This is a genomic window from Desulfurispora sp. (genome assembly GCF_052744395.1).
This window is the reverse complement of record NZ_JBRAJI010000001.1, coordinates 1-24171: the sequence shown is the minus strand read 5'-3', so window position 1 is coordinate 24171 and position 24171 is coordinate 1. Positions and strand designations below refer to the sequence as shown.

29 protein-coding genes are annotated in these 24171 nt (G+C 56.7%); 24 read left to right on the top strand and 5 right to left on the bottom strand.

All coding sequences use genetic code 11. The features are described 5' to 3' along the window. Positions 1-31 precede the first annotated feature (31 nt). The 19 genes from ACUVTU_RS00145 (at position 32) to fliY (ending at position 15187) form a co-directional block, all read left to right on the top strand. Positions 32-508: a flagellar basal body-associated FliL family protein gene (locus ACUVTU_RS00145; protein ID WP_445887929.1), complete on the top strand. Its 477-nt coding sequence runs from the start codon at positions 32-34 to the stop codon at positions 506-508. 29 nt (positions 509-537) lie between these two features. Further along, entirely contained in the window at positions 538-930 is a 393-nt protein-coding gene (fliN, locus tag ACUVTU_RS00140) for a flagellar motor switch protein FliN (RefSeq protein WP_445887928.1), read from the top strand. Next, positions 930-1232: a flagellar biosynthetic protein FliO gene (locus tag ACUVTU_RS00135; protein WP_445887927.1), complete on the top strand. Its 303-nt coding sequence runs from the start codon at positions 930-932 to the stop codon at positions 1230-1232. Before fliN ends, ACUVTU_RS00135 begins: the two co-directional genes overlap by 1 nt. A 15-nt stretch (positions 1233-1247) precedes the next feature. Beyond that, positions 1248-2027, top strand: coding sequence for a flagellar type III secretion system pore protein FliP (gene fliP / locus ACUVTU_RS00130; RefSeq protein WP_445887926.1), 780 nt, complete (start codon positions 1248-1250; stop codon positions 2025-2027). 16 nt (positions 2028-2043) lie between these two features. After that, the gene (fliQ, locus tag ACUVTU_RS00125) at positions 2044-2313 is read left to right on the top strand and encodes a flagellar biosynthesis protein FliQ (protein ID WP_445888039.1); all 270 of its coding nucleotides are present in this window, start codon (positions 2044-2046) and stop codon (positions 2311-2313) included. 12 nt (positions 2314-2325) lie between these two features. Further along, positions 2326-3093: a flagellar biosynthetic protein FliR gene (gene fliR / locus ACUVTU_RS00120; protein ID WP_445887925.1), complete on the top strand. Its 768-nt coding sequence runs from the start codon at positions 2326-2328 to the stop codon at positions 3091-3093. Between the two features lie 3 nt (positions 3094-3096). Next, positions 3097-4155: a flagellar biosynthesis protein FlhB gene (flhB, locus tag ACUVTU_RS00115; protein ID WP_445887924.1), complete on the top strand. Its 1059-nt coding sequence runs from the start codon at positions 3097-3099 to the stop codon at positions 4153-4155. 22 nt (positions 4156-4177) lie between these two features. Beyond that, complete coding sequence (flhA, locus tag ACUVTU_RS00110; protein WP_445887923.1) at positions 4178-6259, top strand: flagellar biosynthesis protein FlhA; 2082 nt, start codon at positions 4178-4180, stop codon at positions 6257-6259. Beyond that, complete coding sequence (locus ACUVTU_RS00105) at positions 6256-7341, top strand: flagellar biosynthesis protein FlhF (protein WP_445887922.1); 1086 nt, start codon at positions 6256-6258, stop codon at positions 7339-7341. Before flhA ends, ACUVTU_RS00105 begins: the two co-directional genes overlap by 4 nt. Positions 7342-7363: 22 nt before the next feature. Then, positions 7364-8188 (top strand): MinD/ParA family protein, encoded by an 825-nt coding sequence (locus ACUVTU_RS00100; RefSeq protein WP_445887921.1) that lies wholly within the window; start codon positions 7364-7366, stop codon positions 8186-8188. A 17-nt stretch (positions 8189-8205) separates the two neighbouring features. Continuing rightward, a complete protein-coding gene (locus tag ACUVTU_RS00095) occupies positions 8206-8967 on the top strand; it encodes a sigma-70 family RNA polymerase sigma factor (RefSeq protein ID WP_445887920.1) in 762 nt (253 codons plus the stop codon). Then, the gene (locus tag ACUVTU_RS00090; RefSeq protein ID WP_445887919.1) at positions 8967-9740 is read left to right on the top strand and encodes a flagellar hook-basal body protein; all 774 of its coding nucleotides are present in this window, start codon (positions 8967-8969) and stop codon (positions 9738-9740) included. Before ACUVTU_RS00095 ends, ACUVTU_RS00090 begins: the two co-directional genes overlap by 1 nt. Position 9741: 1 nt before the next feature. Continuing rightward, complete coding sequence (locus tag ACUVTU_RS00085) at positions 9742-10518, top strand: flagellar hook-basal body protein (RefSeq protein ID WP_445887918.1); 777 nt, start codon at positions 9742-9744, stop codon at positions 10516-10518. A 21-nt stretch (positions 10519-10539) separates the two neighbouring features. Further along, positions 10540-11040 (top strand): chemotaxis protein CheD, encoded by a 501-nt coding sequence (locus ACUVTU_RS00080; RefSeq protein WP_445887917.1) that lies wholly within the window; start codon positions 10540-10542, stop codon positions 11038-11040. Positions 11041-11042: 2 nt separating this feature from the next. Continuing rightward, positions 11043-11822, top strand: a complete 780-nt coding sequence (locus tag ACUVTU_RS00075; RefSeq protein ID WP_445887916.1) for a CheR family methyltransferase — start codon at positions 11043-11045, stop codon at positions 11820-11822. A 6-nt stretch (positions 11823-11828) separates the two neighbouring features. After that, positions 11829-12446: a chemotaxis protein CheC gene (locus ACUVTU_RS00070; RefSeq protein ID WP_445887915.1), complete on the top strand. Its 618-nt coding sequence runs from the start codon at positions 11829-11831 to the stop codon at positions 12444-12446. A 75-nt stretch (positions 12447-12521) separates the two neighbouring features. Continuing rightward, the gene (locus ACUVTU_RS00065) at positions 12522-12890 is read left to right on the top strand and encodes a response regulator (protein ID WP_445887914.1); all 369 of its coding nucleotides are present in this window, start codon (positions 12522-12524) and stop codon (positions 12888-12890) included. 40 nt (positions 12891-12930) lie between these two features. Continuing rightward, the gene (gene fliM, locus ACUVTU_RS00060; RefSeq protein ID WP_445887913.1) at positions 12931-13926 is read left to right on the top strand and encodes a flagellar motor switch protein FliM; all 996 of its coding nucleotides are present in this window, start codon (positions 12931-12933) and stop codon (positions 13924-13926) included. Further along, positions 13919-15187: a flagellar motor switch phosphatase FliY gene (gene fliY / locus ACUVTU_RS00055; RefSeq protein WP_445887912.1), complete on the top strand. Its 1269-nt coding sequence runs from the start codon at positions 13919-13921 to the stop codon at positions 15185-15187. Before fliM ends, fliY begins: the two co-directional genes overlap by 8 nt. A 7-nt stretch (positions 15188-15194) precedes the next feature. Here the strand turns inward: fliY and ACUVTU_RS00050 are convergent, their stop codons facing one another. Beyond that, positions 15195-16538, bottom strand: coding sequence for a DUF1015 domain-containing protein (locus ACUVTU_RS00050; RefSeq protein WP_445887911.1), 1344 nt, complete (start codon positions 16536-16538; stop codon positions 15195-15197). A gap of 20 nt (positions 16539-16558) precedes the next feature. Continuing rightward, a complete protein-coding gene (locus ACUVTU_RS00045) occupies positions 16559-16891 on the bottom strand; it encodes a nucleotide pyrophosphohydrolase (protein ID WP_445887910.1) in 333 nt (110 codons plus the stop codon). Between the two features lie 166 nt (positions 16892-17057). Here ACUVTU_RS00045 and ACUVTU_RS00040 point away from each other — a divergent pair, with 166 nt between their 5' ends. The 3 genes from ACUVTU_RS00040 (at position 17058) to guaA (ending at position 20004) form a co-directional block, all read left to right on the top strand. After that, positions 17058-17792: a hypothetical protein gene (locus ACUVTU_RS00040; protein WP_445887909.1), complete on the top strand. Its 735-nt coding sequence runs from the start codon at positions 17058-17060 to the stop codon at positions 17790-17792. 94 nt (positions 17793-17886) lie between these two features. Further along, on the top strand, positions 17887-18426 hold the full coding sequence (hpt, locus tag ACUVTU_RS00035) for a hypoxanthine phosphoribosyltransferase (RefSeq protein WP_445887908.1): 540 nt from the start codon (positions 17887-17889) through the stop codon (positions 18424-18426). 33 nt (positions 18427-18459) lie between these two features. Beyond that, entirely contained in the window at positions 18460-20004 is a 1545-nt protein-coding gene (guaA, locus tag ACUVTU_RS00030; RefSeq protein WP_445887907.1) for a glutamine-hydrolyzing GMP synthase, read from the top strand. Here the strand turns inward: guaA and ACUVTU_RS00025 are convergent. The 3 genes from ACUVTU_RS00025 to ACUVTU_RS00015 all read right to left on the bottom strand — a co-directional run bounded on the left by ACUVTU_RS00025 (position 19959) and on the right by ACUVTU_RS00015 (position 22275). Next, positions 19959-20618 (bottom strand): tyrosine-type recombinase/integrase, encoded by a 660-nt coding sequence (locus tag ACUVTU_RS00025; protein ID WP_445887906.1) that lies wholly within the window; start codon positions 20616-20618, stop codon positions 19959-19961. The two genes, guaA and ACUVTU_RS00025, sit on opposite strands and share 46 nt — an antisense overlap. Before the next feature lie 27 nt (positions 20619-20645). Beyond that, positions 20646-20897: a DUF6431 domain-containing protein gene (locus ACUVTU_RS00020; RefSeq protein WP_445887905.1), complete on the bottom strand. Its 252-nt coding sequence runs from the start codon at positions 20895-20897 to the stop codon at positions 20646-20648. A 622-nt stretch (positions 20898-21519) separates the two neighbouring features. Continuing rightward, on the bottom strand, positions 21520-22275 hold the full coding sequence (locus ACUVTU_RS00015; protein ID WP_445887904.1) for a Fic family protein: 756 nt from the start codon (positions 22273-22275) through the stop codon (positions 21520-21522). Positions 22276-22863: 588 nt separating this feature from the next. On the opposite strand from ACUVTU_RS00015, the gene ACUVTU_RS00010 reads away from it, so the two are divergent. Both ACUVTU_RS00010 and ACUVTU_RS00005 read left to right on the top strand, forming a co-directional pair. Further along, positions 22864-23058, top strand: coding sequence for a DUF3873 family protein (locus ACUVTU_RS00010; protein ID WP_445887903.1), 195 nt, complete (start codon positions 22864-22866; stop codon positions 23056-23058). Beyond that, positions 23055-23438 carry a hypothetical protein gene (locus ACUVTU_RS00005; RefSeq protein WP_445887902.1) on the top strand — a complete coding sequence of 128 codons (384 nt, stop codon included), beginning with the start codon at positions 23055-23057 and terminating at the stop codon, positions 23436-23438. Before ACUVTU_RS00010 ends, ACUVTU_RS00005 begins: the two co-directional genes overlap by 4 nt. Positions 23439-24171 lie beyond the last annotated feature (733 nt).

Below are 24171 nucleotides of genomic sequence, written 5' to 3'. Positions count from 1 at the left end.
AAAGGCCGCCCGGCCAGCAAAAGGTGAAAAAATGGCTGCGAAAACCAAAGAGGATAACGGCGAAAAAAAATCGGGCGGCTTGCTGAAAATATTGTTCATCGTCCTGGGTGGCCTGCTGGCTGGAGCAGTCGTGTTTTTTTTAATTCTTTATTTTGTGGGCATACCGGGAGTGGTTCCCAAACTGGCCAAGGCCAAGCCGCCTGTTTATGAAAATATTGAGCTGGGTGAGAGGGTAATCAACCTGCTGGATGACAGCGGCGGCCGCTACCTGCGCATCAAAGTGGTGGTGGAGATTCAGAAAAATGAAAAACTGGCCAAGGAAATTGAGGAAAAAAAGCCCCAGATTATCGAGGGTATCATCAATGTCTTCCGCCAGAAAAAGGTGGATGATGTGTTGCCACTGAGCAAAGACAAGCAGCTGAAAGAGGAAGTGCTCAAGGTAATCAATGCCCGGCTTAAGCTGGGCAAGGTGGAACACGTCTATTTCACCGATTTCATTGTCCAGTAGCCAGCCGGCAGAGATGGGGAGCAGGGTAAATGATGATGACCGCAGAACAGCTGAAGGATTTTCTGAAAAAAGCACAGCAGGACCGGCCGGCAGTTCGCCGGGCGGTTTTTTCCGAACTGGTGCCCCCGCCGGCCGGACAAATGGCTATCAGCATAGATTATCTTTCCGATATTGAAGTGGTGCTGTCGGCCCGGCTGGGTTCGGCCACTCTGAAAATCCGGGAGATCCTGAAGCTGGAAGAAGGAGCAATTATCGAGCTGGATCAACCCGTAGGCCAGTCGGTTGATGTGTGTGTCAACGGTCAGCCCGTGGGACGGGCCGAGGTGGTGGTGCTGGGCAGCAATTTTGGTCTGCGCATGGAAAACATTTACCGCCGGGAGAAAAAAAGTGTCACCCGGGAGGAAGAGGAGGGCCGGACCTGATGGATAAGGAAATGTGGCTGTATACGTTGCGCCTGGCTCTGTTTCTGCCTCTGGTGCTGCTCATGGCCTACTTCTTGATCAAATATATACTTTCGGGCCGGCTGCTGCCGGCGGGTGTGGTAAACAGGCGCTGCCTGCGTTTTGTGGAGCAGCTGCCCCTGGGGACGCGCAGCGCCCTGGTACTGGTGCAGGTGGGCGGAGAGTATCTGCTTCTGGCCAGAGAGGAAAATCGCCTGCATCTGCTCAAGCATTACCCCGGGCTGCCTGTTTTGCCCGAAGACCGATCACCGGGCGGCTGTTGACGGGAGTTCAAACCCATGAAAAAGTTTGGTATTGTGCTGTTATTTCTGGCCATCTGGTTAATTGGTCTGCCGTCTCCGGCAGTTGCCGCACCCCAGCAGGGTCCGGTAGGGGCGATGCAGTTGCCCGCCCTTAGCCTGCAGCTTACTTCACCCGGCAGTCCCCAGCAGGTGGTGGATAGTGTCAAAATACTGGTACTGCTGACAGTACTGTCGCTGGCCCCGGCCATTCTCATTACCGTGACCTCATTTACCCGCATCATTGTGGTGCTTTCCCTGCTGCGCAGCGCCCTGGGTGTCCAGCAAACCCCGCCCAACCAGGTGCTGATTGCCCTGGCCATCTTTCTGACCATCTTTATCATGACGCCGGTGGCCCAGCAGATCAACCAGCAGGCCTTGGAGCCCTACTTGCAAAACAAGGTTTCTCAGCAGGAGGCCTTTGTTGCGGCGGCCGCCCCGTTAAAACAGTTTCTGTTAAAAAATACGCGGGAAAAGGATCTGGAGTTATTTGTTGCTTTAAGCCAGAAACAGCGGCCGCGCAACGCTGAAGAGCTGGAACTGGGTACGGTCATCCCCGCCTTTATGATCAGCGAGCTGAAAACCGCTTTTCAAATGGGCGTGATGCTGTACATACCCTTCCTGGTCATTGATATGGTGGTGGCCAGTACCCTGATGTCCATGGGCATGTTCATGCTGCCGCCAGTGATGATCTCCCTGCCTTTTAAAATTCTGCTCTTTGTAATGGTGGACGGCTGGTACCTGGTGGTGAAGTCCCTGGTGGAAAGCTTTGCCCGCTGACAGTGAGGTGGAACAATTGACCGATACAATGGTCATCAAGCTGATCCGCGATGCTTTTTACATGGTGCTGCTGATTTCTCTGCCCCCCCTGGCGGCCGGCATGCTGGTGGGTCTGGTGGTGAGCATCCTGCAGGCGGCCACTCAGATTCAGGAGCAATCCCTCAGTTTTGTGCCCAAACTGGTGGCGGTTTTTCTCACTCTGGCCGTGCTGGCGCCCTGGGTAATCCATGTTATGGTGCGCTACACGGCGGAAATATTCGGGCAGCTGCCACGGGTGGTCCGTTAAAGTGGATGAACCATGGTTTTGAACCAGGCCTATGTGGTAACTTTTTTGCTGGTGCTGGTGCGCCTGAGCACGGCGCTGGCCGTTCTGCCGGTCACGGCCGGACCGTCCCTGCCCCGGCAGTTTCGTCTGCTTCTGGCGGTGCTGCTGGCGGCCATGCTGGCTCCGGCGGTCACTCCCCCGGATCTGCAGCTTGCCGGGTGGTTGGTGCTGGTGCCGCTGGCGGTGCGGGAGGTGCTGGTAGGGCTGGCCATGGGGGCGGTGGCCGGGTTTGTCCTGCACAGCCTGCTCATTGCCGGCCAGTATATCGACATGCACATCGGTCTTTTGATGGCCAGCATTCTGGATCCGATGAGCGGCGGTCAGGTTACGCTGCTGGCCAAATTGATCTATATGCTGGGGCTGGTCATGTTTTTGGCCTTAAATGGCCATCACCTGCTCATTGCCGCCCTGTACAAAAGTTTTCAGTTGATACCTCCGGGCACGGCCCTGCTCAAAGGCAGCGCCGCACTGCTGCTCATCCGGGTGTTTGCCGATATGCTGGCCCTGGGAGTGCAGCTGGCTTTGCCGGTGGTGGCTGTGGTGCTGCTGGTGGACATCGCCCTGGGGCTGGTGGGGCGCACGGCTCCCCAGATGAATATTTTTATGCTGGGTTTTCCCTTGAAAATAATTGCCGGCTTTCTGACCCTGCTGGTGGTTTCCTCGCTGCTGGGCCGGTTTACAGCCGGATTGATGCGAATTCTGGAAAACAACCTGTATTTACTGTTCAAAGGGCTGGTCTGAACGATGTCCGGTGCGCAGCAAAAAACCGAACAGCCGACACCCCGGCGCCTGCAGGAAGCCAGGCGCCGGGGGCAGGTGGCGCGCAGCAAGGATTTGTCCGCCGCCTTGATCCTGCTGGCCGGGGTGCTGGCCGTATATTTGCTCAGCCCCCTGGCGCTGGATAAAATCAGCCGGCACATGGCCTGGTACTTCAGCAGTTGTCTGAACTGGCAGCTGCCGGACAGCAGCCGTCCCTATGTGATCATCCGGTACATTCTGGACGAGGGGCTGCTGTGGCTGCCTCTGTTCCTGGTGCTGGTGCTGGCGGCGCTGGCGGCCAACGTGGCCCAGTTTGGTTTTCTCTCCGCGCCCGGCGTGCTGGTTCCCAAACTGGAGCGCTTGCATCCCCTGGAAGGGATGAAAAAAATATTTTCCCTGCGCAGCCTGCTGGAACTGGTAAAAAGCATTTTGAAAATTGTGCTGGTGGGGCTGGTCACCTGGCAGGTGGCGCTGCATTTTGTCCCCGGGCTGCTCAATCTGTACTTCCGTCCAGCCGCCGGTGAACTGCGGGCGCTGCTGGATGTGCTGATTGCCGTCGGGGCGGCGGGGGGAGCGGCCTTTCTGCTGCTGGGTGCGGCGGATTACTTTTACCAGCGTTATGACTATTTTAAGAGTCTGCGCATGACCAAACAGGAAGTGCGGGACGAGTACAAGCAGACCGAGGGCGATCCGCTGGTCAAGGGCTGGCTCAAGCGCCGGCAGCGGGAAATTGCCATGAACCGCATTCGTTCCGAGGTGCCGCGGGCCACCGTGGTGGTGACCAACCCGGTGCACTATGCGGTGGCCCTGCGCTACCGGGATGGTGTGGACCGGGCACCGGTGGTGGTGGCCAAAGGTGCGGGTGATCTGGCGGTACAGGTCAAGCAGATCGCCGCCCGGCACCGGGTGCCGGTGATTGAAGATCCGCCCCTGGCCCGGCAGCTTTACCGCCAGGTGGAAGTAGGGCGAGAGATACCGGTAGAGCTTTACCGGGCGGTAGCCGAAGTGCTGGCCCTGGTTTACCGGTTAAAACGCCGGAATTGAGGTTGGTCGGGGGGTAACACGGTTGGCAACGCCTGCTACATCGCGCTGGCTGGGACAAGTGAAGAAAAACACCGATCTGGCCGTGGCCGCTCTGGTGCTGCTGATCATTTTAATGATCATCATCCCCCTGTCGCCGCGCCTGCTGGATGTTTTGCTGGTGTTGAGCATGACGCTGGGGCTGGTGATCCTGCTCATCACCATGTTTACCACCGAACCGCTGCAATTTGCCGTTTTCCCCACCCTGCTGCTGGTCACCACCCTGTACCGGCTGGCACTCAACATCTCCTCCACCCGTTTGATTCTGGGACAGGCTGAAGCCGGGCGGGTGATTGAGTCTTTCGGCACCTTTGTGGTGGGCGGGAATTATATTGTCGGCTTTATTGTCTTTCTCATCATTACGGTGATCCAGTTCGTGGTGATTACCAGCGGTGCCGGGCGGGTGGCCGAAGTGGCCGCTCGCTTTACCCTGGATGCCATGCCGGGCAAGCAGATGAGTATCGATGCCGATTTCAATGCTGGCCTGATCAGCGAGGCGGAAGCCCGGGAAAGGCGCAAAAGATTGCAGCGGGAAGCAGATTTTTTCGGAGCCATGGACGGTGCCAGCAAGTTTGTCCGGGGCGACGCCATTGCCGGCATTGTGATCACATTGATCAATATTGTGGGGGGCATTTGCATTGGGCTACTGCAGATGGGTATGGATTTAAGCGGTGCCCTGCACACCTATACCATTTTGACCATCGGCGACGGGCTGGTAACCCAGATTCCCGCTCTGCTTATCTCTACTTCATCGGGCATTCTGGTCACCCGGGCTACTTCGGATGCCAGCTTCGGTACCGATGTGGTCGGGCAGTTTGGCCGGTTTCCCAAAATACTTTTTCTGGTAGCCGGTATTCTTCTGCTGCTGGGACTGGTGCCGGCCATGCCCAACCTGCTTTTTCTGACTGCCGGGGGGCTGGCCGGCTGGGCCGGTTACAGCCTGCAAAAAAGCCGGCAGAGGGCGGAAGCTGAGCAGAGGGAGCAAGAGGCCAGCCGGCAGTTACAGGCACAAAAGCGCAGCGAGCCGGAAAATGTGATTACCTATTTTCAGGTGGATCCCCTGCAAATTGAAATCGGCTATAACCTGATCCCGCTTACTGATGAAGAAAACGGCGGGGACCTGTTGCCCCGCCTGTCCCTGGTGCGCCGCCAGTGCGCCGCCGAGCTGGGCATATATGTGCGGCCCATCCGGATCAGGGACAACCTGCAGCTTCCTCCCAACAGCTATGTGTTTAAATTGCGGGGGGAGGAGGCGGCGAATGGTGAATTGCTGGTGGATCACTATCTGGTGATGGATCCCATGCACATGGGCGGCGAAATACCGGGCATTCCCACTCAAGAGCCCACTTTTGGCTTACCGGCCTGGTGGGTGCCGGCCGCCCGGCGCAATGAGATGGAAATGCGCGGCCTGACCGTGGTGGACTGCGCCACCGTGCTGGTCACCCATCTCACCGAGTTTATCAAGGTGCACGCCCACGAGCTGCTGGGGCGGCAGGAGACCAGGGAGCTGCTGGATGCGGTAAAAGAGAAGGATCCGGCCGTGCTGGAAGATTTGCCTCCCGAACTGATCAGCCTGGGAGACATCCAGAAAGTGCTGCAGGCGCTTTTGCGGGAGCGTTTGCCCGTGCGCGACCTGGTAGCTATTCTGGAAGCGCTGGCTGATGGCGTGCGTTTGAGCCGCGAGCAGGACTTCCTCATCGAGCATGTGCGCCAGCAGCTGGCCCGCACCATTTGCCGCCAATACGCCACGGCCCAAAATAAAATCAGCGTGCTCACCCTGCACCCGGGATGGGAACAACTGATTGCCGATGCTGTGCAGTTGACCCAGTGGGGCAAGTACCCGGTGCTGGACGCGGTGCTATCCCGCCAGTTGATCGAGCAGGTGCAAATAGCGGTGGAAAAAGTTTTGCAGCAGGGAACCCAACCGGTGTTGATCTGCACACCCCAGATCCGGCTGCCGCTGCGGCGCTTTCTGGAGCGTTATTTGCCTCAGGTAGCGGTAATCTCCCTGAATGAAGTGGTGCCGGGATATGAAGTGGAGGTTGTGGGAACGGTGGTTAAACCATGAAAATCAAGCGCTATGTAGCGGCCAGCATGCACGAAGCGCTGCGCCAGGTCAAAGCCGAACTGGGTCCGGAAGCGGTGATCATCGGCAACCGCCTGCTGCCCCGGCGGGGCTGGCGGGATTTTTTCCGTCCCCGCCAGATTGAGGTGACCGCGGCGGTGGATGAATCTCCTGTGCCGGTCGACCCGCCGGCTTTGCCGGGACGGACAGCTCCCTACCTATCTTCCGGGACGGAAAGCGTTTTGCTGGCCGAGCTGCGCCGCTGGCACAGTGCGCTGCGGGAAATGGAATTCCAGGAGCAGCGGGTGCACAAGCTGCTGGAGGAAATCAGGGGAGCCCTTTCCCGGGGTCCTGCGGGTGCGGAGCTGCCGGTCGGGGCAATCCAGGAAGCTCTGCAGGAGCGGGTGAGCCAGCTGGTACAGCCGCTGTACAGCCACCAGCAGCCCCTGCTCGGGCGGGTCTGCGTGCTGGTCGGTCCGACCGGGGTGGGTAAAACCACCACGGCGGTGAAGCTGGCGGTGCGGCTGAAGAAGGTCCAGCAAAAAAATGTACTGCTGGTCGCTTTGACCGGAAATGGCCACCACAATCTGGATTGCCTGAAGTATCACGCCCGGCTGGCGGGAATACCTCTCCATTTTGCCGATTCCACCGAAAAACTGGTGGGGCTGGTGGAAAAAAACCGGCAGGCGGACTGTATATTAATCGACACCCGGGGCATTCCGGCCCGCAGTGTCCGGCAGATGCTCCGGCTGCGCAGCCAGCTGGACATGCTGCCGGAAAAGGCGGCGGTAGTGCTGGTGCTGTCTTCAACCACCAAGGGCCGCGATTTGTTCCGCCTGGCGGATGATTTTCGTTGTCTGGAATACGAGCAGGTGATCCTGACCAAGCTGGATGAAACCGATTCCTGCGGTGCCGCACTGGAGATCATCTGCCGGCACCGGGTACCGGTATCCCATGTCACCTTCGGGCAGGACATACCCGACGATATTGCCGTGGTTGATGCGCAGCGCCTGGCGGCCGTGCTGATCGGGGGTGTGGAGCAGCTTGTGGCCCAGAGCTACCGGAACCTTCTCCAGAATTATTAAACAACCCGCCGGGCAGGTGGCTGTGGAAACATCCGGAACCGTTCCGGCAATGCCGGGCGCTCGGGTAGTGGCCATATCCAGCGGCAAAGGAGGGGTGGGTAAGACCAACCTTACGGTCAACCTGGCTCTCGCCCTGGTCGATTTGGGAAAAAAAGTGGTTATTTTCGATGCTGATCTGGGTTTGGCCAATGCCCAGGTGCTCCTGGGGGTGGCTCCCCCTCTGAGTATGTACGATTGCCTGTACGGTGGGCGGAGTATTGAAGAAATTATCTACCCGGTCACCCGGGGTCTCTGGCTGGTCTCGGGCGGTTCCGGCATTGTGGAGCTGGCCAACCTGAATCAGGAGCGCCGGCAGCAACTGGCCCGGGCCATTGGTTATCTGGAGGCGGTAGCCGACTACCTGCTGCTGGATACCGGGGCCGGTATCAGCAAGGAGGTGCTGGGCTTTGTAGCGGCGGCCCGCGAGGTGATTATCGTCCTAACTCCGGAACCTACTTCTCTGACCGATGCCTACAGCATGATCAAAATCATTGACCGTTACCGGCTGCACAGCAGCGTTTACATTGTGGTCAACCGGGCCCAGGATCAGCAGGAGGCCAGACAGACCATGCAGCGTCTGGAAAAGGTGATTGGCCAGTTTTTAACCATCAGGACACTGCCGTTGGGCTTCATCCCGGATGATAGGGCGGTGGGACGGGCGGTCAAACAGCAAAAGCCGGTATTTTTGCTGGACCCCCGGACCAGTGCGGCCAGGTGTTTCAAGGAAATTGCCGCCCGGCTGGACATGCCGGATGTGGAGCAGGGGGCGGGTGGTTTTGTGCGCAAACTGCTGCGCCTTTTCGGTTAAGACGGGTGGTGGGTGTGTTGAACGCGGCGGAATTGCGCGAATGCTGGCAACAGTACAGGGATAGCAGACAAACCGAATTGCGCAATCAGCTGGTGCTGCATTACCTGTGGCTGGTCCGGCATATTGCCGGGCGCCTGGCGGTGCGGTTGCCGCCCGGTGTGAGTGCCGAGGATCTGGAAAACTGCGGTATCATCGGCCTGATTGAAGCGGTGGAGAAATTCGACCCCGATCTGGGCAAGGATTTTGCCACCTATGCTTACGCCCGGGTGCGGGGGGCCATGCTGGATGAAATGCGGCGCATGAGCTGGTTGCCCCGCTCCGCCTGGCAGAAGCTTACCCGCTGGCAGGACCAGAAACAAAAGCTCATGCAGGAGGAGGGTGCTAGTTTCAGTGAAACCGAAATGGCCTCCCGCCTGCACATCAGTGCCGAGGAGTACCGGCGCCTGCAGGTGCTGCAGGAACAGTCCTGCCTGGTATCGCTGGATGAACCGGTGGTATCCGCCGATGGCAGCCAGTTGCACCTGGGCGAGCTTCTGGCGGCGGAAGAAGAAACCGGGCCGCTGGCTTCCCTGCTGTCCCGGGTGGAAACCCGGGAATTGGCGCAGGCCATTGGAGAACTGCCGGAGAAGGATCAGCTCCTGCTTTCGCTGTATTACCAGCAGAAACTGACTCTGAAAGAAGTGGGGGCGGTGCTGGGCATCAGCGAGTCCCGGGTTTGTCAGTTGCACGGGCGGGCCATCAGACGCCTGAGGCAGATCTTACAGGAGAGGTTGGTATAATGCTGCGGGGAATATACAGTGCCCTGGCCGGGCTGGGAGTGCAGCAGGCCAGACTGGAACTGATCAGCAACAACCTGGCCAATGCTTCTACTCCCGGTTTTAAGCAACAGCAGCTGGAGGTTGAGCCTTTCGCCCGTTATTTATTGCTGGCTCTGGGCGAAGGCCGGGGTCCCGGTTTGCCCGCTGTTCCAAGAAAGCTGGGGGAGGTGGCTTATGGCGCGGCGGTTACCGCGGTGCACACGGACTGGAGCCCCGGCCTGCTGCAGGAAACCGGCCAGTATACTGATCTGGCCATCACCGGGCCGGGATATTTCACCGTTCAGGTGAGTGACGGAAGCCGGACCTATCAATGCTATACCCGGGCGGGCGGTTTTCAGGTAAATGCACAGGGTTACCTGGAGGATCGGCAGGGAAATCTCCTGCTGGCCGAGGATGGTCCCGTTCAGGTGGGTCAGGACAAATTTACAGTGTACAGCGACGGGACGGTAGAAACGGCTGACGGTCAGCGGCGGAAACTATTGCTGGTGGATTTTGCCCGTCCGGAACTGCTGCGCAAGCTGGGAAACAACTATTATCTTACCGATCAGGCTCCCCTGCCGGCGCAGCAGCCGGGTATCAAACAGGGATTCCTGGAGAAGTCCAATGTGGACGTGGTGGCACAGTCGGCCGGGCTCATGGAACTGATGCGGGCCTACGAGGCGGGACAGAGAATTATTCAGGTGCACGATGAGCTGCTCCATACAGCGATTAACCAGATTGGAGTGATCAAGTAATATGCTGGGCATTATGCGTGTGAGCTCGGCCGGCCTGACGGCCCAGCAACAGGCCATGGATATAATCGCCAACAATGTGGCCAATGTCAATACGGCAGGTTACAAGGCCGCGGCAGCCAGTTTTGCCGATGCTCTTTACGTTCCCCTGGCGGCCCAGCGCCTGCCCAGCCAGCCGCAGGGAAAAGAGCCCCTGTTCCTGGGCGGGGGTGCCCTGATTCAGGCTGTTCAACATATCTGGACCGATGGAGTGATTGTGGAAACCGGTCGCCAGCTGGATTTGGCCATTGCCGGTCCGGGCTTTCTGGCCGTGCAGGCCGGGGAGGATCAGATAGCCTACACCAGAAACGGCAGTCTTACTCTGGACAGCCAGGGCCGCCTTTGCGACAGCCAGGGTCGCCCCCTTATGCCCGAGATCTTTGTTCCGGTCGGGCAGCAGGTGGAGATTGATTCCCGGGGAGTGGTCTGGGTGCTGGACGGTCAGGGCCAGCGGGAGCAGGCCGGGCAAATCTACCTGACAGTTTTCCCGGCGCCGCAGGCCCTGACCCGGGCGGGAGAGAATCTCTATCTGGCTGCACCAGCGGCCGGCGAACCGGCAGAACTGGCGCCGGGCGAGGCGGGGGCTGGCAGTATTGTTCCTGCCAGCCTGGAGATGTCCAATGTCGATCTGGCGGAACAGATGGCCGGTCTGGTGGAAGTGCAGAGAGCCTACCAGCTGAATGCCCGTTGTTTAAAAACGGCCGATGAGCTCTGGAATATGGCCAATAATCTGCGCAAGTAAGGAGAACCGAGGGGGCAGAGAATGGAGCTGAGCAAAAAAGAACTGGAAATCCAGGTGGGCATTGCCGACTATAAAATTGCCACCCAGCCCAAAAAATTGATCACTCTGGGACTGGGTTCCTGTGTGGGTGTCAGTCTTTACGATCCGCAGGAAAAAATTGCCGGGCTTTTGCACATCATGCTGCCGGACAGCAAACAGTTCAGCAATGTGACCAAACCGGCCAAATTCGCCGACCTGGGTATTCCGCTGATGATTGAGGAAATGCAAAAAATAGGTGCCCGGCTGCAGAGGCTCAAGGCCAAGCTGGTGGGTGGGGCGCAGATGTTTTCCGGCCTGGACGACAAAATGACCCTGAATATCGGCCAGCGCAATACCGAAAAGGCGCGGGAGATGCTGGCCAGGTACCATATTCCCATAGTGGCCGAAGATGTGGGGGGCAACCGGGGGCGGACCATGATTGTGGATACGTTGACCGGGGATGTGACCATTCGCACTCTGGGTAATAAACTAAAGGTGATTTGAACATGGATTTTGATACTTTTCGCCAGCGGGTACTGCAGACCTTCCGGCTGGATCTGACCAGTTACAAGGAAAACCAATTGAGGCGCCGTCTGGACAACCTGCTGGTGCGTCGCAAACTGGGTGATTATCAGCAGCTGTTCGACCAGATCAGCCGTGAACGGCAGGCTTACGAGGAATTTCTGGATTACCTGACCATCAATGTTTCCGAGTTTTTTCGCGATCCCCAGCGCTGGCAGGATCTGGAGCAGAATATTTTGCCCGATTTGCTACGCCGTTTCGGCCAGTTGAAGATCTGGAGTGCTGCCTGTTCCATTGGGGCCGAGCCCTATTCCGTGGCCATTCTGCTGGAGGAATTGTCCCCCGGGAAGAAGCATGTGATCCAGGCCACAGATTTGGACAAAAGCATTTTGCAGCAGGCCCAGCAGGGCATTTACCATGCCGACGCCGTACGCCATGTCCCGCCCGGACGCCTGAGCAGGTATTTTCAGCAGCAGGGAAATAGTTATATAATCAAAGAACAGATTAAAAACAAAGTGCAGTATTTCCGGCATGATTTGCTGGCCGACAAATACGATACGGGTTATCATTTGATTCTCTGCCGCAATGTAACCATCTACTTCACCCGCCAGGCCCAGGATAAAATCAACCGGCAGTTTTCCCAGTCATTGGTACCGGGGGGAGTGCTGTTCATTGGCGGGAGCGAGATGATTTTCAATTATCAGGAGCTGGGTCTGGAAAAAATGACCCCTTGCTTCTACCGGAAGTCAGCCAGGAGAGGATGAGAAAAAATGAACGACTATCCGGAATTATCCGCAATGCACCTGGATGCGCTGCGGGAGATCAGCAATATCGGTATGGGCAATGCCGTGACCGCTCTGGCCCAGCTGGTAAACCGGCGCATTGACATGAAAGTGCCCCGGGCACAGTTTATGCCCTTTGAGGAAACCATTGCCCTGGTGGGGGGGTTGGAAGAAGAGGTCGCCTGTGTCAGCCTGCGCATCCTGGGTGACGTGCCGGGGACGGTATTGTTTGTTTTCAGCGGGGACAGTGCCCGCCGGCTGGTCGACCTGCTGATGGGGATGCCACCCGGCACCACGGTAGAACTGGATGAAATTGGCCAGTCGGCGGTTAAAGAAATTGGCAATGTACTGACGGGAGCCTTTATTAACGCCCTGTCCCAGCTGACCATGTTGAACATGATTACCACAGTCCCCATGTTTGCTATGGATATGCTGGGGGCGGTGATGGCCGATTTAATGATTGCCAGCGGCCGGGTGGAGGATCATGTGCTGGTGATTGGCACCGACCTGGTGCATGAAGGAGAAATGGTGATCAACGGCCACTTTTTCCTGCTCACCGACCCCGGATCCATTGACAAACTGTTTGCAGCCCTTGGCCTGGCTTAAACAATGCTGTCCGTACCGTAACCTGACGGCGTTTTTATAAAACTCGAGGAGAAAATTTAAGGAGGTTTTGGAGCTTTGGCTAAGCGAATCTTGATTGTTGACGACGCGGCATTTATGCGCATGATGATTAAAAATATTGTTGTAAAAAATGGCTATGAAGTGGTGGGCGAGGCGGAAAACGGCAAACAGGCGGTACAGATGTATGCCGAGCTCAAGCCCGATCTGGTAACCATGGATATTACCATGCCCGAAATGGACGGCATCGAGGGCGTCAAGGCCATTCGCGCCCTGGATCCCAACGCCAGCATCATTATGTGCAGTGCCATGGGTCAGCAGGCCATGGTCATGGAGGCCATCCAGGCGGGAGCCAAGGATTTTATTGTCAAGCCCTTCCAGCAGGATCGCCTGCTGCAGGCCATTGAGCGTGTGCTGGCCAGAAAATAAACCTGGCTTGTAATAGCCGCAGCGGGACGGAGGTGGTTTCTTGCAGGAAGTACTCTCACAATTGGAAATTGACCAGCTTTTGGAAGCGCTCACTTCCGGCAAGCTGCAGCCAGAGGAAGCCCAGCAGTCGGTACAGGCACCGGCCAGCAAGCCCTACGATTTTCGCCGTCCCAACAAGTTTTCCCGCGAGCACCTGCGCACCCTGGAAATGGTGCACCAGAACTTCGCCCGTCTGCTTTCCAGCTTTCTTTCCGGTTATTTGCGGGCTCCGGTGTCCATCGAGCTGGTTTCGGTGGGGCAACTCATCTATGACGAGTTTATCCGCTCCATACCCACTCCCACGGTCATGAGTATTTTCAACCTGGCACCTCTGGACGGCCAGGCCATTTTGGAGGCTGGGACACCGGTCATTTTGCCCATGCTGGATCTGGTGTTTGGCGGACCGGGCTCGCCCACCGATGTGTTGCGCGAACTGACCGATATTGAATTGACCGTGGCACGTCGCCTGCTGGGCCGGGTGCTGGAGCATCTGTCCCAGGCCTGGAGCGACCTGTTTCCTGTAGAAGCTGGCATTGAAGCCATCGAGTCCAACCCGCGCATGAGCCAGATCCTGGCGCCAAACGAGATCATTGCGCTGATCACTTTGAATATTTCCATCAATGATGAGCAGCGAGGCCTGCTCAACCTGTGCCTGCCCTATATGCTGCTGGAACCGGTGATATCCCACCTTTCGGTGCGGCAGCAGTTCCTGCGCAAATCGCGCCAGCCCCGGCCCGAGGAGTTGCACTGGCTCAAGCACTGGCTGGGATTTTCGCCTCTGGAATTGCATGTCGTGCTGGGCGAGTCCCGGATCAGCATCCGGGAGTTTTTGCAATTACAGGAAGGCGATGTGCTGGTGCTGGAGCGCCTGGTCAGCCAGGATCTCGACCTCTATATCGAAGGGGAACTGAAATTTGGTGTGCAGCCCGGACGGGTGCGGGATCACCTGGCGGTGCAGGTGGTGTCGATGAAGGAGGGAGGGGATATCATTGAATGACAACAAGATTCTGGACCAGGCTGAGATAGACGCTCTGCTGCGCGCCGCAGCCGAGGGTCTGGCTCCGGCGGATGAACCGGATCAACCTCTCCCGGAAAATCTGGCCGGTACCGGTGGGAATGATGATTATGGAAATATGCTCTCACCCGAGGAGAAAGACGCTCTGGGGGAAGTGGGCAATATTTCCATGGGTTCGGCTGCCACCACGCTGTCCCAGTTGCTGAACCAGAAAGTTCTAATAACCAGCCCCCGGGTACATATATTCACCCAGCGACAGCTGTTTGCCAGTTTCCAGATTCCCTACATCCTGATTCAGGTGCAATTCACCGAAGGACTGCAGGGTTTTAACGTGCTGGTCATCAAAATGCACGACGCCATGATTATTGCCGATCTGATGATGGGCGGCAGCGGTGAAGTACAGGTAACCGGTGAAATCGGCGAACTGGAACTGAGCGCCGCCTCCGAGGCCATGAACCAGATGATTGGCACGGCTTCCACTTCCCTGGCCAATATGTTTGGCCAGGCAATTAACATTGCGCCGCCCCACAGTATTATTTTGCGCGAAGAGGACAAGGACAGCCTGGTGCTGCCGGTAGGGGATCCGGTGGTGGTGGTATCTTTCCAGATGAAAATTGGCGATCTGGTGGATACCGAACTGATGCAGATCATGAGTCTGGAAACCGCCCGGGAGCAGGCGGCATTGCTGATGGCCTATTTGAGCGGTGGGCCGGCGGTGGTGGGTGATGCGCCCGCCCAGGCCGTGGCCGACAATGTCAAGCAGCAGCTGGGCGGGGAAATTTACGGAGACGGCCTGCAACTGCCGCTCGAGCCGCCCGCGGATATTCCGGAGGAATTCGCCGGGCAGGCTGCGGCCGTCCGCGCTCCGGCCGCGGCAACCCGTGATCCGGATTCTTCATCCGGAGCGGTGCCGGCTACCGGGCCAGCCGTTTCTGCAGCGCCTTCTTATCCATCAGCCGGTCTGCTCACCCCCGAGGAACAGCGCAAGCTGGAACTGCTGCTGGATGTACCGCTCAAGGTCAGCGTGGTGCTGGGGCGTACCAGGCGGCCCATTCGCGAGGTGCTCAATTTGACCCCGGGAGCTATTGTGGAGCTCAATGCGCTGGTGGATGAGCCGGTGGAAGTGCTGGTCAACGGCACGCTGGTAGCCCGGGGCGAAGTGGTGGTGGTCAATGAAAATTTCGGCGTGCGGTTGACCAGCATCATCAGTCCGGAGGACCGGCTGCGTCAGCTAACAGGTTGATTAATGGTTAGAGCTTGTTGATCACCAGGCCGGTAGGCAGTTTGGGATAGAAGTAAGTAGACTTCTGGGGCATCCGGTCCCCGGCTGCCGCAACGGCCATCACTTCGCTCACCAGTGTAGGATTGAGGAAAAAGACCATCTGGTAGCTGCTGCTGTCCACCAGCTGCAGTGCTTCCTCTTCCTGCCGGGTGTAAGTGAGGAAGTTTTCTCCCTCCCGCTGCTGCCGGCCGATGCCCAGTCTTTTTTCCAGCACCAGACTGTGCAGGATGGTCACGTCCAGCTGTTGCCAGGCCGGGCAGTGGCCGGGCGGCAGCAGTCCCTCCAGGTCCAGCCCCTCTTTTAATTGCAGTCTGAACAGCCGGTCCCGGCCGGTATAGAGGCCGAATATGTGGGCGTGCCGGCTGGCCTTGCCTGTGCCGGCCAGCGCACTGTGCATCTGCTGCAAAAAGGCGGGCAGGCCGCCCGTAAACCGGGAAATCGCATATTCCTCCACCGTAAAATGTTCCTGCAGGTCCTGGATCAGTCGATCCGGGTCGAGGTCTTTTACATTGCGCACCAGGCGGTGGGTGGGCAGGACTACCAGCCCGGGATCGTGCATATTGACCAGTACCATCAACACATAATCATAGGGCCTGGTCTGGCCGGGCAGGACGTTTTCCTCCTGCCGGCGCAGCTGGGCGTATTGTAGGGCGGTTTCATAACGGTGGTGCCCATCGGCAATGTAAACCTTCAGCGGGTCGAAGATGGCCGCGATTTCCCGCAGCATACTGGGATCGGACACCGCCCAGAGCCGGTGGCGCTGCCCCTGCTCATCGGTGAAGTCCAGGCAGGTCTTTTGTCCGCACAATCCGGTTTCGGCCAGCTGTTCCACACGGCAGGCGGCATCTTCATAGAGGGCGAAGATGGGGCTGAAATTGGCCCGGCAGGCCTGCATCAGGGCCAGGCGGTCGGCTTTGTGTTTGGGCAGGGTTTCCTCGTGGGGCAGGACAATACCCTTTTCGTATGGTTCCAGTTTTACGGCGCAGACCAGCCCCTTTCTCACCCTGGTCGTGCCGCCCAGGGTGAAGTACTGGTGGTATATGTACACCGCCGGCGGATCGGGCTGCAGCACGCCCTGCTCCTGCCAGGCGGCAAAATCCGCTGCTGCTCTGGTATAACGGTTGTCCTGCTCGCTGTCTGTGGGCTGCTTTCTGCCATATTCCAGGCGGATGATGTTGTAGGGGTGGCGCCGGTAAAATGCCTCCTGGGCGGCTTCGTCAATTACATCATAGGGCGGGGTGATCACGTCGGCCAGGTTGGGTACATGAGCGGCATGGTAACGCAGGCCGCGCAGCGGCTGGATGGTGGCCATGTCTGGCAAAACTCCTTTCATCAATGGTTGTTATCGTCATTTATTCTGGTCCAGCGGTCGGAGTCCCGCTGATAATACTTGTCCATCACCCGGCGGAAAGCCTCCTCCAGGTCGATGTTTAGTGAATTGGCATAGCAGGCCAGGATGAACAATATATCCCCCAGTTCCATGGCAATATCGCCCGGTGGCTCACCGGTTTTTTTGGGCTTCTGGCCGTAATGGTGATTGACCTCTCGGGCCAGTTCGCCCACTTCCTCGGTCAGGCGGGCCAGCATGGCCAAAGGGTGCCAGTATCCCTCGGCAAACTGGCTGATCCAGCGGTCGACAATTTGCTGCACATCTTTAAGCTGCACAGTTTATTCTCACCACCTGGCAAATTCTTGCCGGAGATTTAAAACAAGGTTATTTTAGCACAATTGACGGTTGGCTGCCACTCTCCATTGTTTAAAGCGGTCATAATTTGCTCTGCCGGTCAGTATATATGCTCATAAAAGCAATATACAGGCCGGGGGGGTCATTATGCTGCGCTGGTCAGGCAGGCGTTACTACGGCGGATGGCGCCGGCCCGGGGTGTTCCTGTGGGCGGTAGGAGGGGCCCTGCTGTTGCTGGCCCTTTTGCTCCTCAAATTCCTGTGGGGGTGGTCCGCTGCTCCTCCCCTGGCCCCCGATGCTTTGCTGAGCACGGCCATTCAGAATACCCTGAACGCTTCCAGTTACAAGTTTGACCTGTATATCCGCAAGGCCAGCGGCGAAGAGCTGGTGGCGCTGAGCGGGGAACGTTCCGAGCCCGGTCGGGTGCACATCAAGGGAGCCATGCAAAAGTCCAGCCTGGAGTTTATCCAGCTGGGGGAGGCACTGTACTTGAAAGACCCCTGGTCGGAGCAGTGGATCACCCTGCAGACGGCCGGTGCGGTCAGCAATCAAGAACTGCTGGGCGTGCAGTTCAACCCGCTGGTGTTGTTGAAATTTAAGGAGACCGGGCCGGTGAAATTGAGCGGTCAGGAAAAAGTGGCCGGAAGATCCTGCTATGTGCTCACATTCCGCCCTTCCCTGCCTCCGGCCTGGCCACAGCGGAGCGTGAGTTTCCTGGAATACCGGGTGTATATCGATCAGGAGCAGCATTATATCAGTAAACTTTCGGCCCGGGCCTACCTTCCCCCCGACAACCGGCCGGGGCTCACCCTGGAGGTCGCTATTCGTGATCCGGGGGTACCAGTGCAGATCAATGTGCCCGAGCCAGCGCCCGCCAGTTAAACGGGCGCTGGCCCTTTTCATTGACACGCTTTACCGCTACTTGATATAATGATCCAGTATTTTGGCGAAAAATGCAGCCATGGGAGGGTTTTCTGTGCACCCCGATGCCAGAGAAATCTTGATTACTGAACAGCAAATAACCAGCCGGGTGGCCGAACTGGGCCGGCAGATCAGCCGGGATTATGCCGGCCGGGAAATCCTGGTGGTGGGCATCCTGAAAGGCGCTGTGCTCTTTCTGGCCGACCTGGTGCGGCATATTGACGTACCCCTTTGCCTGGACTTTATGGCGGTTTCCAGCTACGGGGCCACTACGGCTTCCTCCGGGGTGGTGCAAATTATCAAGGACCTGGAACAGAGCATCGAGGGCCGGCACGTGCTCATAGTGGAAGACATTGTGGATACCGGTCTGACCCTGAAATATCTGCGGGACAACCTGGCGACCCGCCGGCCCGCCAGCCTGCGCATCTGTACGCTCCTGGACAAGCCCGGGCGGCGGAAAGTGCCGGTACAGGTGGACTACAACGGTTTTGTCATTCCCGATGAGTTCGTGGTGGGCTATGGTCTGGACTATGCCGAACGCTACCGGAATTTGCGCGAGATCCTGGTCTTAAAACCCGAGGTGTATAGAAGCTAAAGCTTTCATGGTTTACTGGAGGTTTTGTGTGTCATGGTGTCTGGCCAGCAGGAAATGGTTATTGTACTGGATTTTGGCGGCCAGTACAGCCAGCTGATTGCCCGCCGTGTGCGGGAGTTGAACGTCTTTTGTGAGATGCTGCCCTATAATACGCCGCTGTCCGAACTGGTCGAGAAAAACCCGCGGGGGATAATCTTTTCCGGCGGGCCGGCCAGCGTCTACCAGGAAGACGCCCCCTGGTGCGATCCGCAGATCTACCACCTGGGCATTCCCATTCTGGGAATTTGTTACGGCATGCAATTGATGGCCCGTCAGCTGGGCGGTGTGGTACGGCCGGCCGAACAGCGGGAGTATGGCAAAATCATGCTGGAAAAGACCGCACCCGCTGATGTTCTGCTGGGCTGTCTGGGCAATCCGGAGCAGTGCTGGATGAGCCACGGCGATCTGGTGGAACAGGCACCGCCCGGCTTTACCGTTACCGCCCGCACGGAAAAAACCCCGGTGGCGGCTATGGCCGACTCGGCCCGTCGCCTGTACGCCGTGCAGTTCCACCCCGAAGTAGTGCACACGCCGCGTGGCCGGGAAGTGCTGCGGGCCTTTTTATATGATGTCTGCGGCTGCAGCGGTAGCTGGAACATGGGCTCTTTTATCGACGCGGCTGTGGCCGAAATTCGCGCCCGGGTGGGTAACCGGCCTGTGCTGTGTGCCTTAAGCGGCGGGGTGGATTCCTCGGTGGCCGCCGTGCTGGTGCACCGGGCGGTGGGGGACCAGCTCACCTGTGTTTTTGTGGATCACGGCCTGCTGCGCCTGGATGAAGCCCGGCAGGTGGTCAGTACCTTCCGGGAGAAATTTAAAATCAACCTGATCCATGTGGATGCCTCGGAAAGGTTTTTAAGCAAACTGGCCGGTGTTACCGACCCGGAACAAAAGCGCAAGATCATCGGCCATGAATTTATTCGCGTTTTTGAGGAGACGGCCCGCGGCCTGGGCCAGATTGATTTTCTGGTGCAGGGCACGCTCTATCCCGATGTGGTGGAAAGCGGTACGGCTACGGCGGCCGTGATCAAGTCGCACCACAATGTGGGTGGTCTGCCGCCCGACATGCAGTTCAGCCTGGTGGAGCCGCTGCGCTGGCTGTTCAAGGACGAAGTGCGGGTGCTGGGCAGCCGCCTGGGACTGCCCGACGAGATTGTCTGGCGGCAGCCTTTCCCCGGCCCCGGTCTGGCCGTGCGCATCATTGGCGAGGTGACGGCGGAGCGGCTGGAAATCCTGCGCCGGGCCGATGCTATCGTCACCGGCGAAATTTCCCGGGCCGGCCTGGCCCGGGAAATCTGGCAGTATTTCGCCGTGCTTACCGGTATGCGCAGTGTGGGTGTGATGGGCGATGAGCGCACCTATGCCTATACGGTGGCCGTGCGGGCCGTGCTCAGTCACGACGGCATGACCGCGGACTGGGCCAGATTGCCGCATGAAGTGCTGGAACGCATCTCCAGCCGGATTGTTAGCGAAGTACCGGGGGTAAACCGGGTGGTTTACGATATTACCTCCAAGCCGCCGGCCACCATCGAGTGGGAATAGGAAAGAAAAAGCCTGTAACCCAGATAAATAAAGGGTTTACAGGCTTTAATTATTGGCCGTGGCAGCAGAATGGCAACATTATTCCGGTTTTTCGGGATTTTTATCTGATTTGGAGCCATTTTCTGGAGAATTGAGGGCATCCAATTTTCGGCAACTTCGCCATGCTTATTGGGGTATAAATGGGCATAGGTTTGTAGGGTGGTCTCTACGCTTTCATGCCCAAGGCGTTCAGATAATAGAAGCGGAGAAAAACCGAGTTCAATCAGCAGCGATGTGTGGGAGTGGCGAATGTCATGAACACGTATTTTTTTAACGCCGGAGAGCTTGCAGCCGCGAGCCATTTCACTGGCAAGGAAATAAGGGGGCTCAATTTTGCGCTTGTATTTTGTAACTTCTTCCACCGAGCCATACAGGATTTTGCGGATTGTTTGCCGGGCCAGGCCGGTTTCGCGGGATATCTGGCGGATAGATTTCCTTTCCCTGATGTGCTGTTCTTTGATATACTTATATGTGTCCACTTTGATCATCTCTCTTTCTCCTGCCTTTGCTGTTGGTTTGGCAACTTCCAGCATAGCAGGTTTGATGGTCAAGGTGGACAACTTTTTCTTTAGCATTTTCTTTTCTGGTGGTCAATTTTTATTCTAGCAAATACAGTCGTCAGCCGGGCAGCAATCAGAGTGGCCGGCCAGAATGTCTTTAATCAACTGGGCCTCATAGTGCTTCTTTGGCTGTATGAAGTCGGGAAGTTCGATGTGCAGCTTGCCGCAGCCGGGGCAGCTGAGGCGACGTAACAGGAACCAGCGGACTGCCCCGTAGCTGTCGATTACATGTCGCTTTTTTGTATCATACCCAGAGAGCAGCAGACCACACTGCGGACAAACCGGCGCCTCCATATCTCGGATTCTATAAACGCTCCGGGCTTCGTCTTACTCCACTGTGTAGCGGGTGGCGGTAATCATGGGGCAAGCCACCTCCTCGCTCGATGAACGTCAAGATTGACGCCAGCGCTCTCGGAGCGGCGGCCCAAAAGCCAGGAAATTACCCACCCAGTACGCCTTAACCATCGGCGACCCGGCGGGTACCATGGACTAAAACCATAACGGAAAGGGGCGAGTACGATGAAATACGGCGGACTTGTGGCAACCCGAGGCATAGCGGAAGAGATGGAGAGCGATCTGGCATTTGCTCGGGAGATTGCTGCAGCCTTTAGCAGGTACCAGCGGCACGATTGGGGCGACCTCTGCCAAGAGGATAAGGCCCTGAACGATCGGGCGGTTGAAAGCGGAGACCGGGTAATGGCTGCGTACCTGACCAGCAAGGGGAAAATCTGGATTATAACCGAATGGGACAGGTCAGCGACGACGATTCTATTCCCCAGTGAGTATTAAACGTCGGCGACAGATTGCAGGCGCCTTCGTAGAACATAATAGCAAAAGCCGCCACGAGCCAAGCAGGCCCAGGACGGCTTTAATACAGAAAGAGCGGGATTCCTGTGTTGGGATACCCGCTCTCGTTTTATGACAGTTCGGGAAACGGAATGTGCAGCAGCCGCATGATTTCCTTCTGCGTTTCATACACCCGCTCGGCAATGAATTCACAGAACGGCTCAGACTTACCCTTATTCTGATACTGCCGGATGGTGTCGTTATATTCTAGTCGGAGCACAGGAGGAATAATTGCCAACTGATAACCATCTTGTATCAGCGCCAAATTCATGATAAGACGGCTTGTTCTGCCGTTGCCATCGATGAACGGGTGGATTGACACAAACTTCAGGTGCAGCAGCGCGGCAAAGGTTACGGGATGGTAATTTTTTCGCTCGGCCTTTACCCATTTCTCCAGCTTCCGCATTTGCCCCTCAATCTCCTGTGGCTTGGGGAACACATAATCGGTACCGGAGACGATAACGCTCTCCTTCCTCCATGTGCCGGCGTTTGCCTCGTCAATGCTTTTGTAGAACAAGCGATGCATGGTTTTAATGTCCTCCACCGTTATGCGCCGCTCCCCAATCAGGGTAAACATGAAATCATAGGCTTGGCCGTGGCCCACCGTCTCAAAGAAATCCCGGAGCGGCCTGCCCCCGATGGTTAGACCGTCCTCAAGCACCACCTTTGTCTCGCTGATGGTGAGGGTGTTCCCCTCGATGGCATTACTCGACCATGTAAGCCCGATGCGGTAATAGTCCTTCAACTGCTTCAGCATATGCCCCTCGAAGGGGCGAACCTCGCTTATTGCCTTGTGGCAGCGGTCGATTTTTTCATATATGGTCACCGGCTATCACCGCCTTTTTCCTCTCGATATGAGGTAATAAACCCGCTGGTTATAATTGTGCCATTTTCCGTACTGCACCGAGGGCAGTTTATGCTTTCGCGGTCTTTTCCGCCCGGATAACCGGCATTCGAAATAGATATGCTGAAATTTTTACCGCAAGCTGTGCACGTGTAAGAACTTTTCTCCACCTTCATAGGACAATCCTCCTTTTTCAGTACGTGACCTTCTCGCCGGAAGGCGTAATAAAGGCCCCCTCATATCGGCAACCAGCGGCCTCCGCAATTTGCTTCAATTCGTCGACAGTAAAACTCTCCCGTTTCATTTTCTGGCTGAAAGCTTGCGGGCTTTTCCCTGATATTCGTCCGAGTTCGGAAACGCTTATCCCGAGCTTGACACACAGTATTTTAAGCTGTTCGGATACTGACATATCACCACTCCTTCCAATATTCTCATTATAAACGAAACCATTTAATAAATCAACGTTATTATTTCTCTTTTATTGAGAAACGTTAAAAAATGAATTGACTACATAAACATTAATGTTTATATTATAAACAAGAACATATACAAAGAATAGGAGAGAGCGAAATGTTAAACCCGAGAAACCTGGCCAACGTCCAAGAGCAGTATGAAACCTTCAAGAGCAACATCACCAGGAAGACGGTAGTTCAATACGACTACCGGCACACAGATGGAGAATTATTCTTCTGCGTTAAACCCACCCTGGAAGCATGCAGACAGGCGAAGGAAAACTGGATAGCCAAGAAAGAGGAGCAGCAATGATAGCCACGAAGGAACAGGAACGCAAGACCCTGGAGAAAATCAAGCAGATGGTCACCGAACTCGGCGAAAACAGCTACCTGGCAGCCGCCTTTACCGGCGCATTCGAGCTCGCAGAACAGAACATCGAGAACGACTGGGGCATCACCACACAGGAATACATCGACCGGGCCATCAAGGACGACGAGAACGAGAATAGAGCCAAGAAGGAACTTGCCACAGTCAAGACGGAGTTGGAAGGTGTACAGAGCGCTCACCGGGGCACCACAAAGGCGCTGGAAGAAACCAGCGAAAGAGCCCAAAGGTACGCTTACGAGATAGACAGCCTGAAGGAAGCCATGAAGGCGGCCAAGCTTTACGACTACATGACGGCGGCGAGTTAAGACCGTCGGTGCCTGCAAAGCCTGCCGCCTCCACGCGGCACGGGTGGATAACCAACCGGGAGCAGGCAAAACACAGGAAAGGATGGTCATACGAAATGTCAATCGACGCAACAAATGTCGTAGGGGCTATCGGCTGCCGAGAACGCGTAAAGGCCGCGTCCGTAATAATACTCTTCACGGTTATTATCCCAGCCCCATGAAGCGTCTGGATCGCTGTAACGGCGTGGACACCGGCAGTTAAAGACCCCCTGCTTTCTGCAGGTGCAGGTCATTTTTCCGTACCGGCCGGCACCGGTACGGACGGAAGTTCCATCTCCGGCAATACGGAGATGTTCAATATCCCCCAAAAGGCCCAGCTTAGCGGAAGGCAGCACAAAACATTGTTTAAAAATCCGCTGCAAGGGGTCATGGGGACGAATTTTAAATTTCGGCGGGTGGGATAAAAAGCGATCCACCAGACGTTTCACAATACCAGGCTTACGGATTGGTGCCTTTTCCCCTTTTTTCTTGCCTTTCTTAGGTTTACGTTTTGGTTTGCGTACCTTTTTAAAAAGTTTTCAGCTCCTTGACCCAATCATCTACAGAATTACAATGAGTCATTTCCATTAGTAACAGAGAGCGAAACATATCAACGGGATCACGTGCGGGAGCACCGCGTCGATAAGAGTAACGAAACCGGACTGTTGATTGTCAACAGAATTGACCCACTATGTGCAAATAAAATTGATCCACA

Excerpts from the sequence above, each read along its gene's own strand:
- ACUVTU_RS00145 (WP_445887929.1), top strand. The coding sequence starts at position 32 with ATGGCTGCGAAAACCAAAGAGGATAACGGCGAAAAAAAATCGGGCGGC.
- fliN (WP_445887928.1), top strand. The coding sequence starts at position 538 with ATGATGATGACCGCAGAACAGCTGAAGGATTTTCTGAAAAAAGCACAG.
- ACUVTU_RS00135 (WP_445887927.1), top strand. The coding sequence starts at position 930 with ATGGATAAGGAAATGTGGCTGTATACGTTGCGCCTGGCTCTGTTTCTG.
- fliP (WP_445887926.1), top strand. The coding sequence starts at position 1,248 with ATGAAAAAGTTTGGTATTGTGCTGTTATTTCTGGCCATCTGGTTAATT.
- fliR (WP_445887925.1), top strand. The coding sequence starts at position 2,326 with ATGGTTTTGAACCAGGCCTATGTGGTAACTTTTTTGCTGGTGCTGGTG.
- flhB (WP_445887924.1), top strand. The coding sequence starts at position 3,097 with ATGTCCGGTGCGCAGCAAAAAACCGAACAGCCGACACCCCGGCGCCTG.
- ACUVTU_RS00105 (WP_445887922.1), top strand. The coding sequence starts at position 6,256 with ATGAAAATCAAGCGCTATGTAGCGGCCAGCATGCACGAAGCGCTGCGC.
- ACUVTU_RS00090 (WP_445887919.1), top strand. The coding sequence starts at position 8,967 with ATGCTGCGGGGAATATACAGTGCCCTGGCCGGGCTGGGAGTGCAGCAG.
- ACUVTU_RS00085 (WP_445887918.1), top strand. The coding sequence starts at position 9,742 with ATGCTGGGCATTATGCGTGTGAGCTCGGCCGGCCTGACGGCCCAGCAA.
- ACUVTU_RS00080 (WP_445887917.1), top strand. The coding sequence starts at position 10,540 with ATGGAGCTGAGCAAAAAAGAACTGGAAATCCAGGTGGGCATTGCCGAC.
- ACUVTU_RS00075 (WP_445887916.1), top strand. The coding sequence starts at position 11,043 with ATGGATTTTGATACTTTTCGCCAGCGGGTACTGCAGACCTTCCGGCTG.
- ACUVTU_RS00070 (WP_445887915.1), top strand. The coding sequence starts at position 11,829 with ATGAACGACTATCCGGAATTATCCGCAATGCACCTGGATGCGCTGCGG.
- ACUVTU_RS00050 (WP_445887911.1), bottom strand. The coding sequence starts at position 16,538 with ATGGCCACCATCCAGCCGCTGCGCGGCCTGCGTTACCATGCCGCTCAT.
- ACUVTU_RS00040 (WP_445887909.1), top strand. The coding sequence starts at position 17,058 with ATGCTGCGCTGGTCAGGCAGGCGTTACTACGGCGGATGGCGCCGGCCC.
- guaA (WP_445887907.1), top strand. The coding sequence starts at position 18,460 with ATGGTGTCTGGCCAGCAGGAAATGGTTATTGTACTGGATTTTGGCGGC.
- ACUVTU_RS00025 (WP_445887906.1), bottom strand. The coding sequence starts at position 20,618 with ATGCTAAAGAAAAAGTTGTCCACCTTGACCATCAAACCTGCTATGCTG.
- ACUVTU_RS00020 (WP_445887905.1), bottom strand. The coding sequence starts at position 20,897 with ATGGAGGCGCCGGTTTGTCCGCAGTGTGGTCTGCTGCTCTCTGGGTAT.
- ACUVTU_RS00010 (WP_445887903.1), top strand. The coding sequence starts at position 22,864 with ATGTTAAACCCGAGAAACCTGGCCAACGTCCAAGAGCAGTATGAAACC.
- ACUVTU_RS00005 (WP_445887902.1), top strand. The coding sequence starts at position 23,055 with ATGATAGCCACGAAGGAACAGGAACGCAAGACCCTGGAGAAAATCAAG.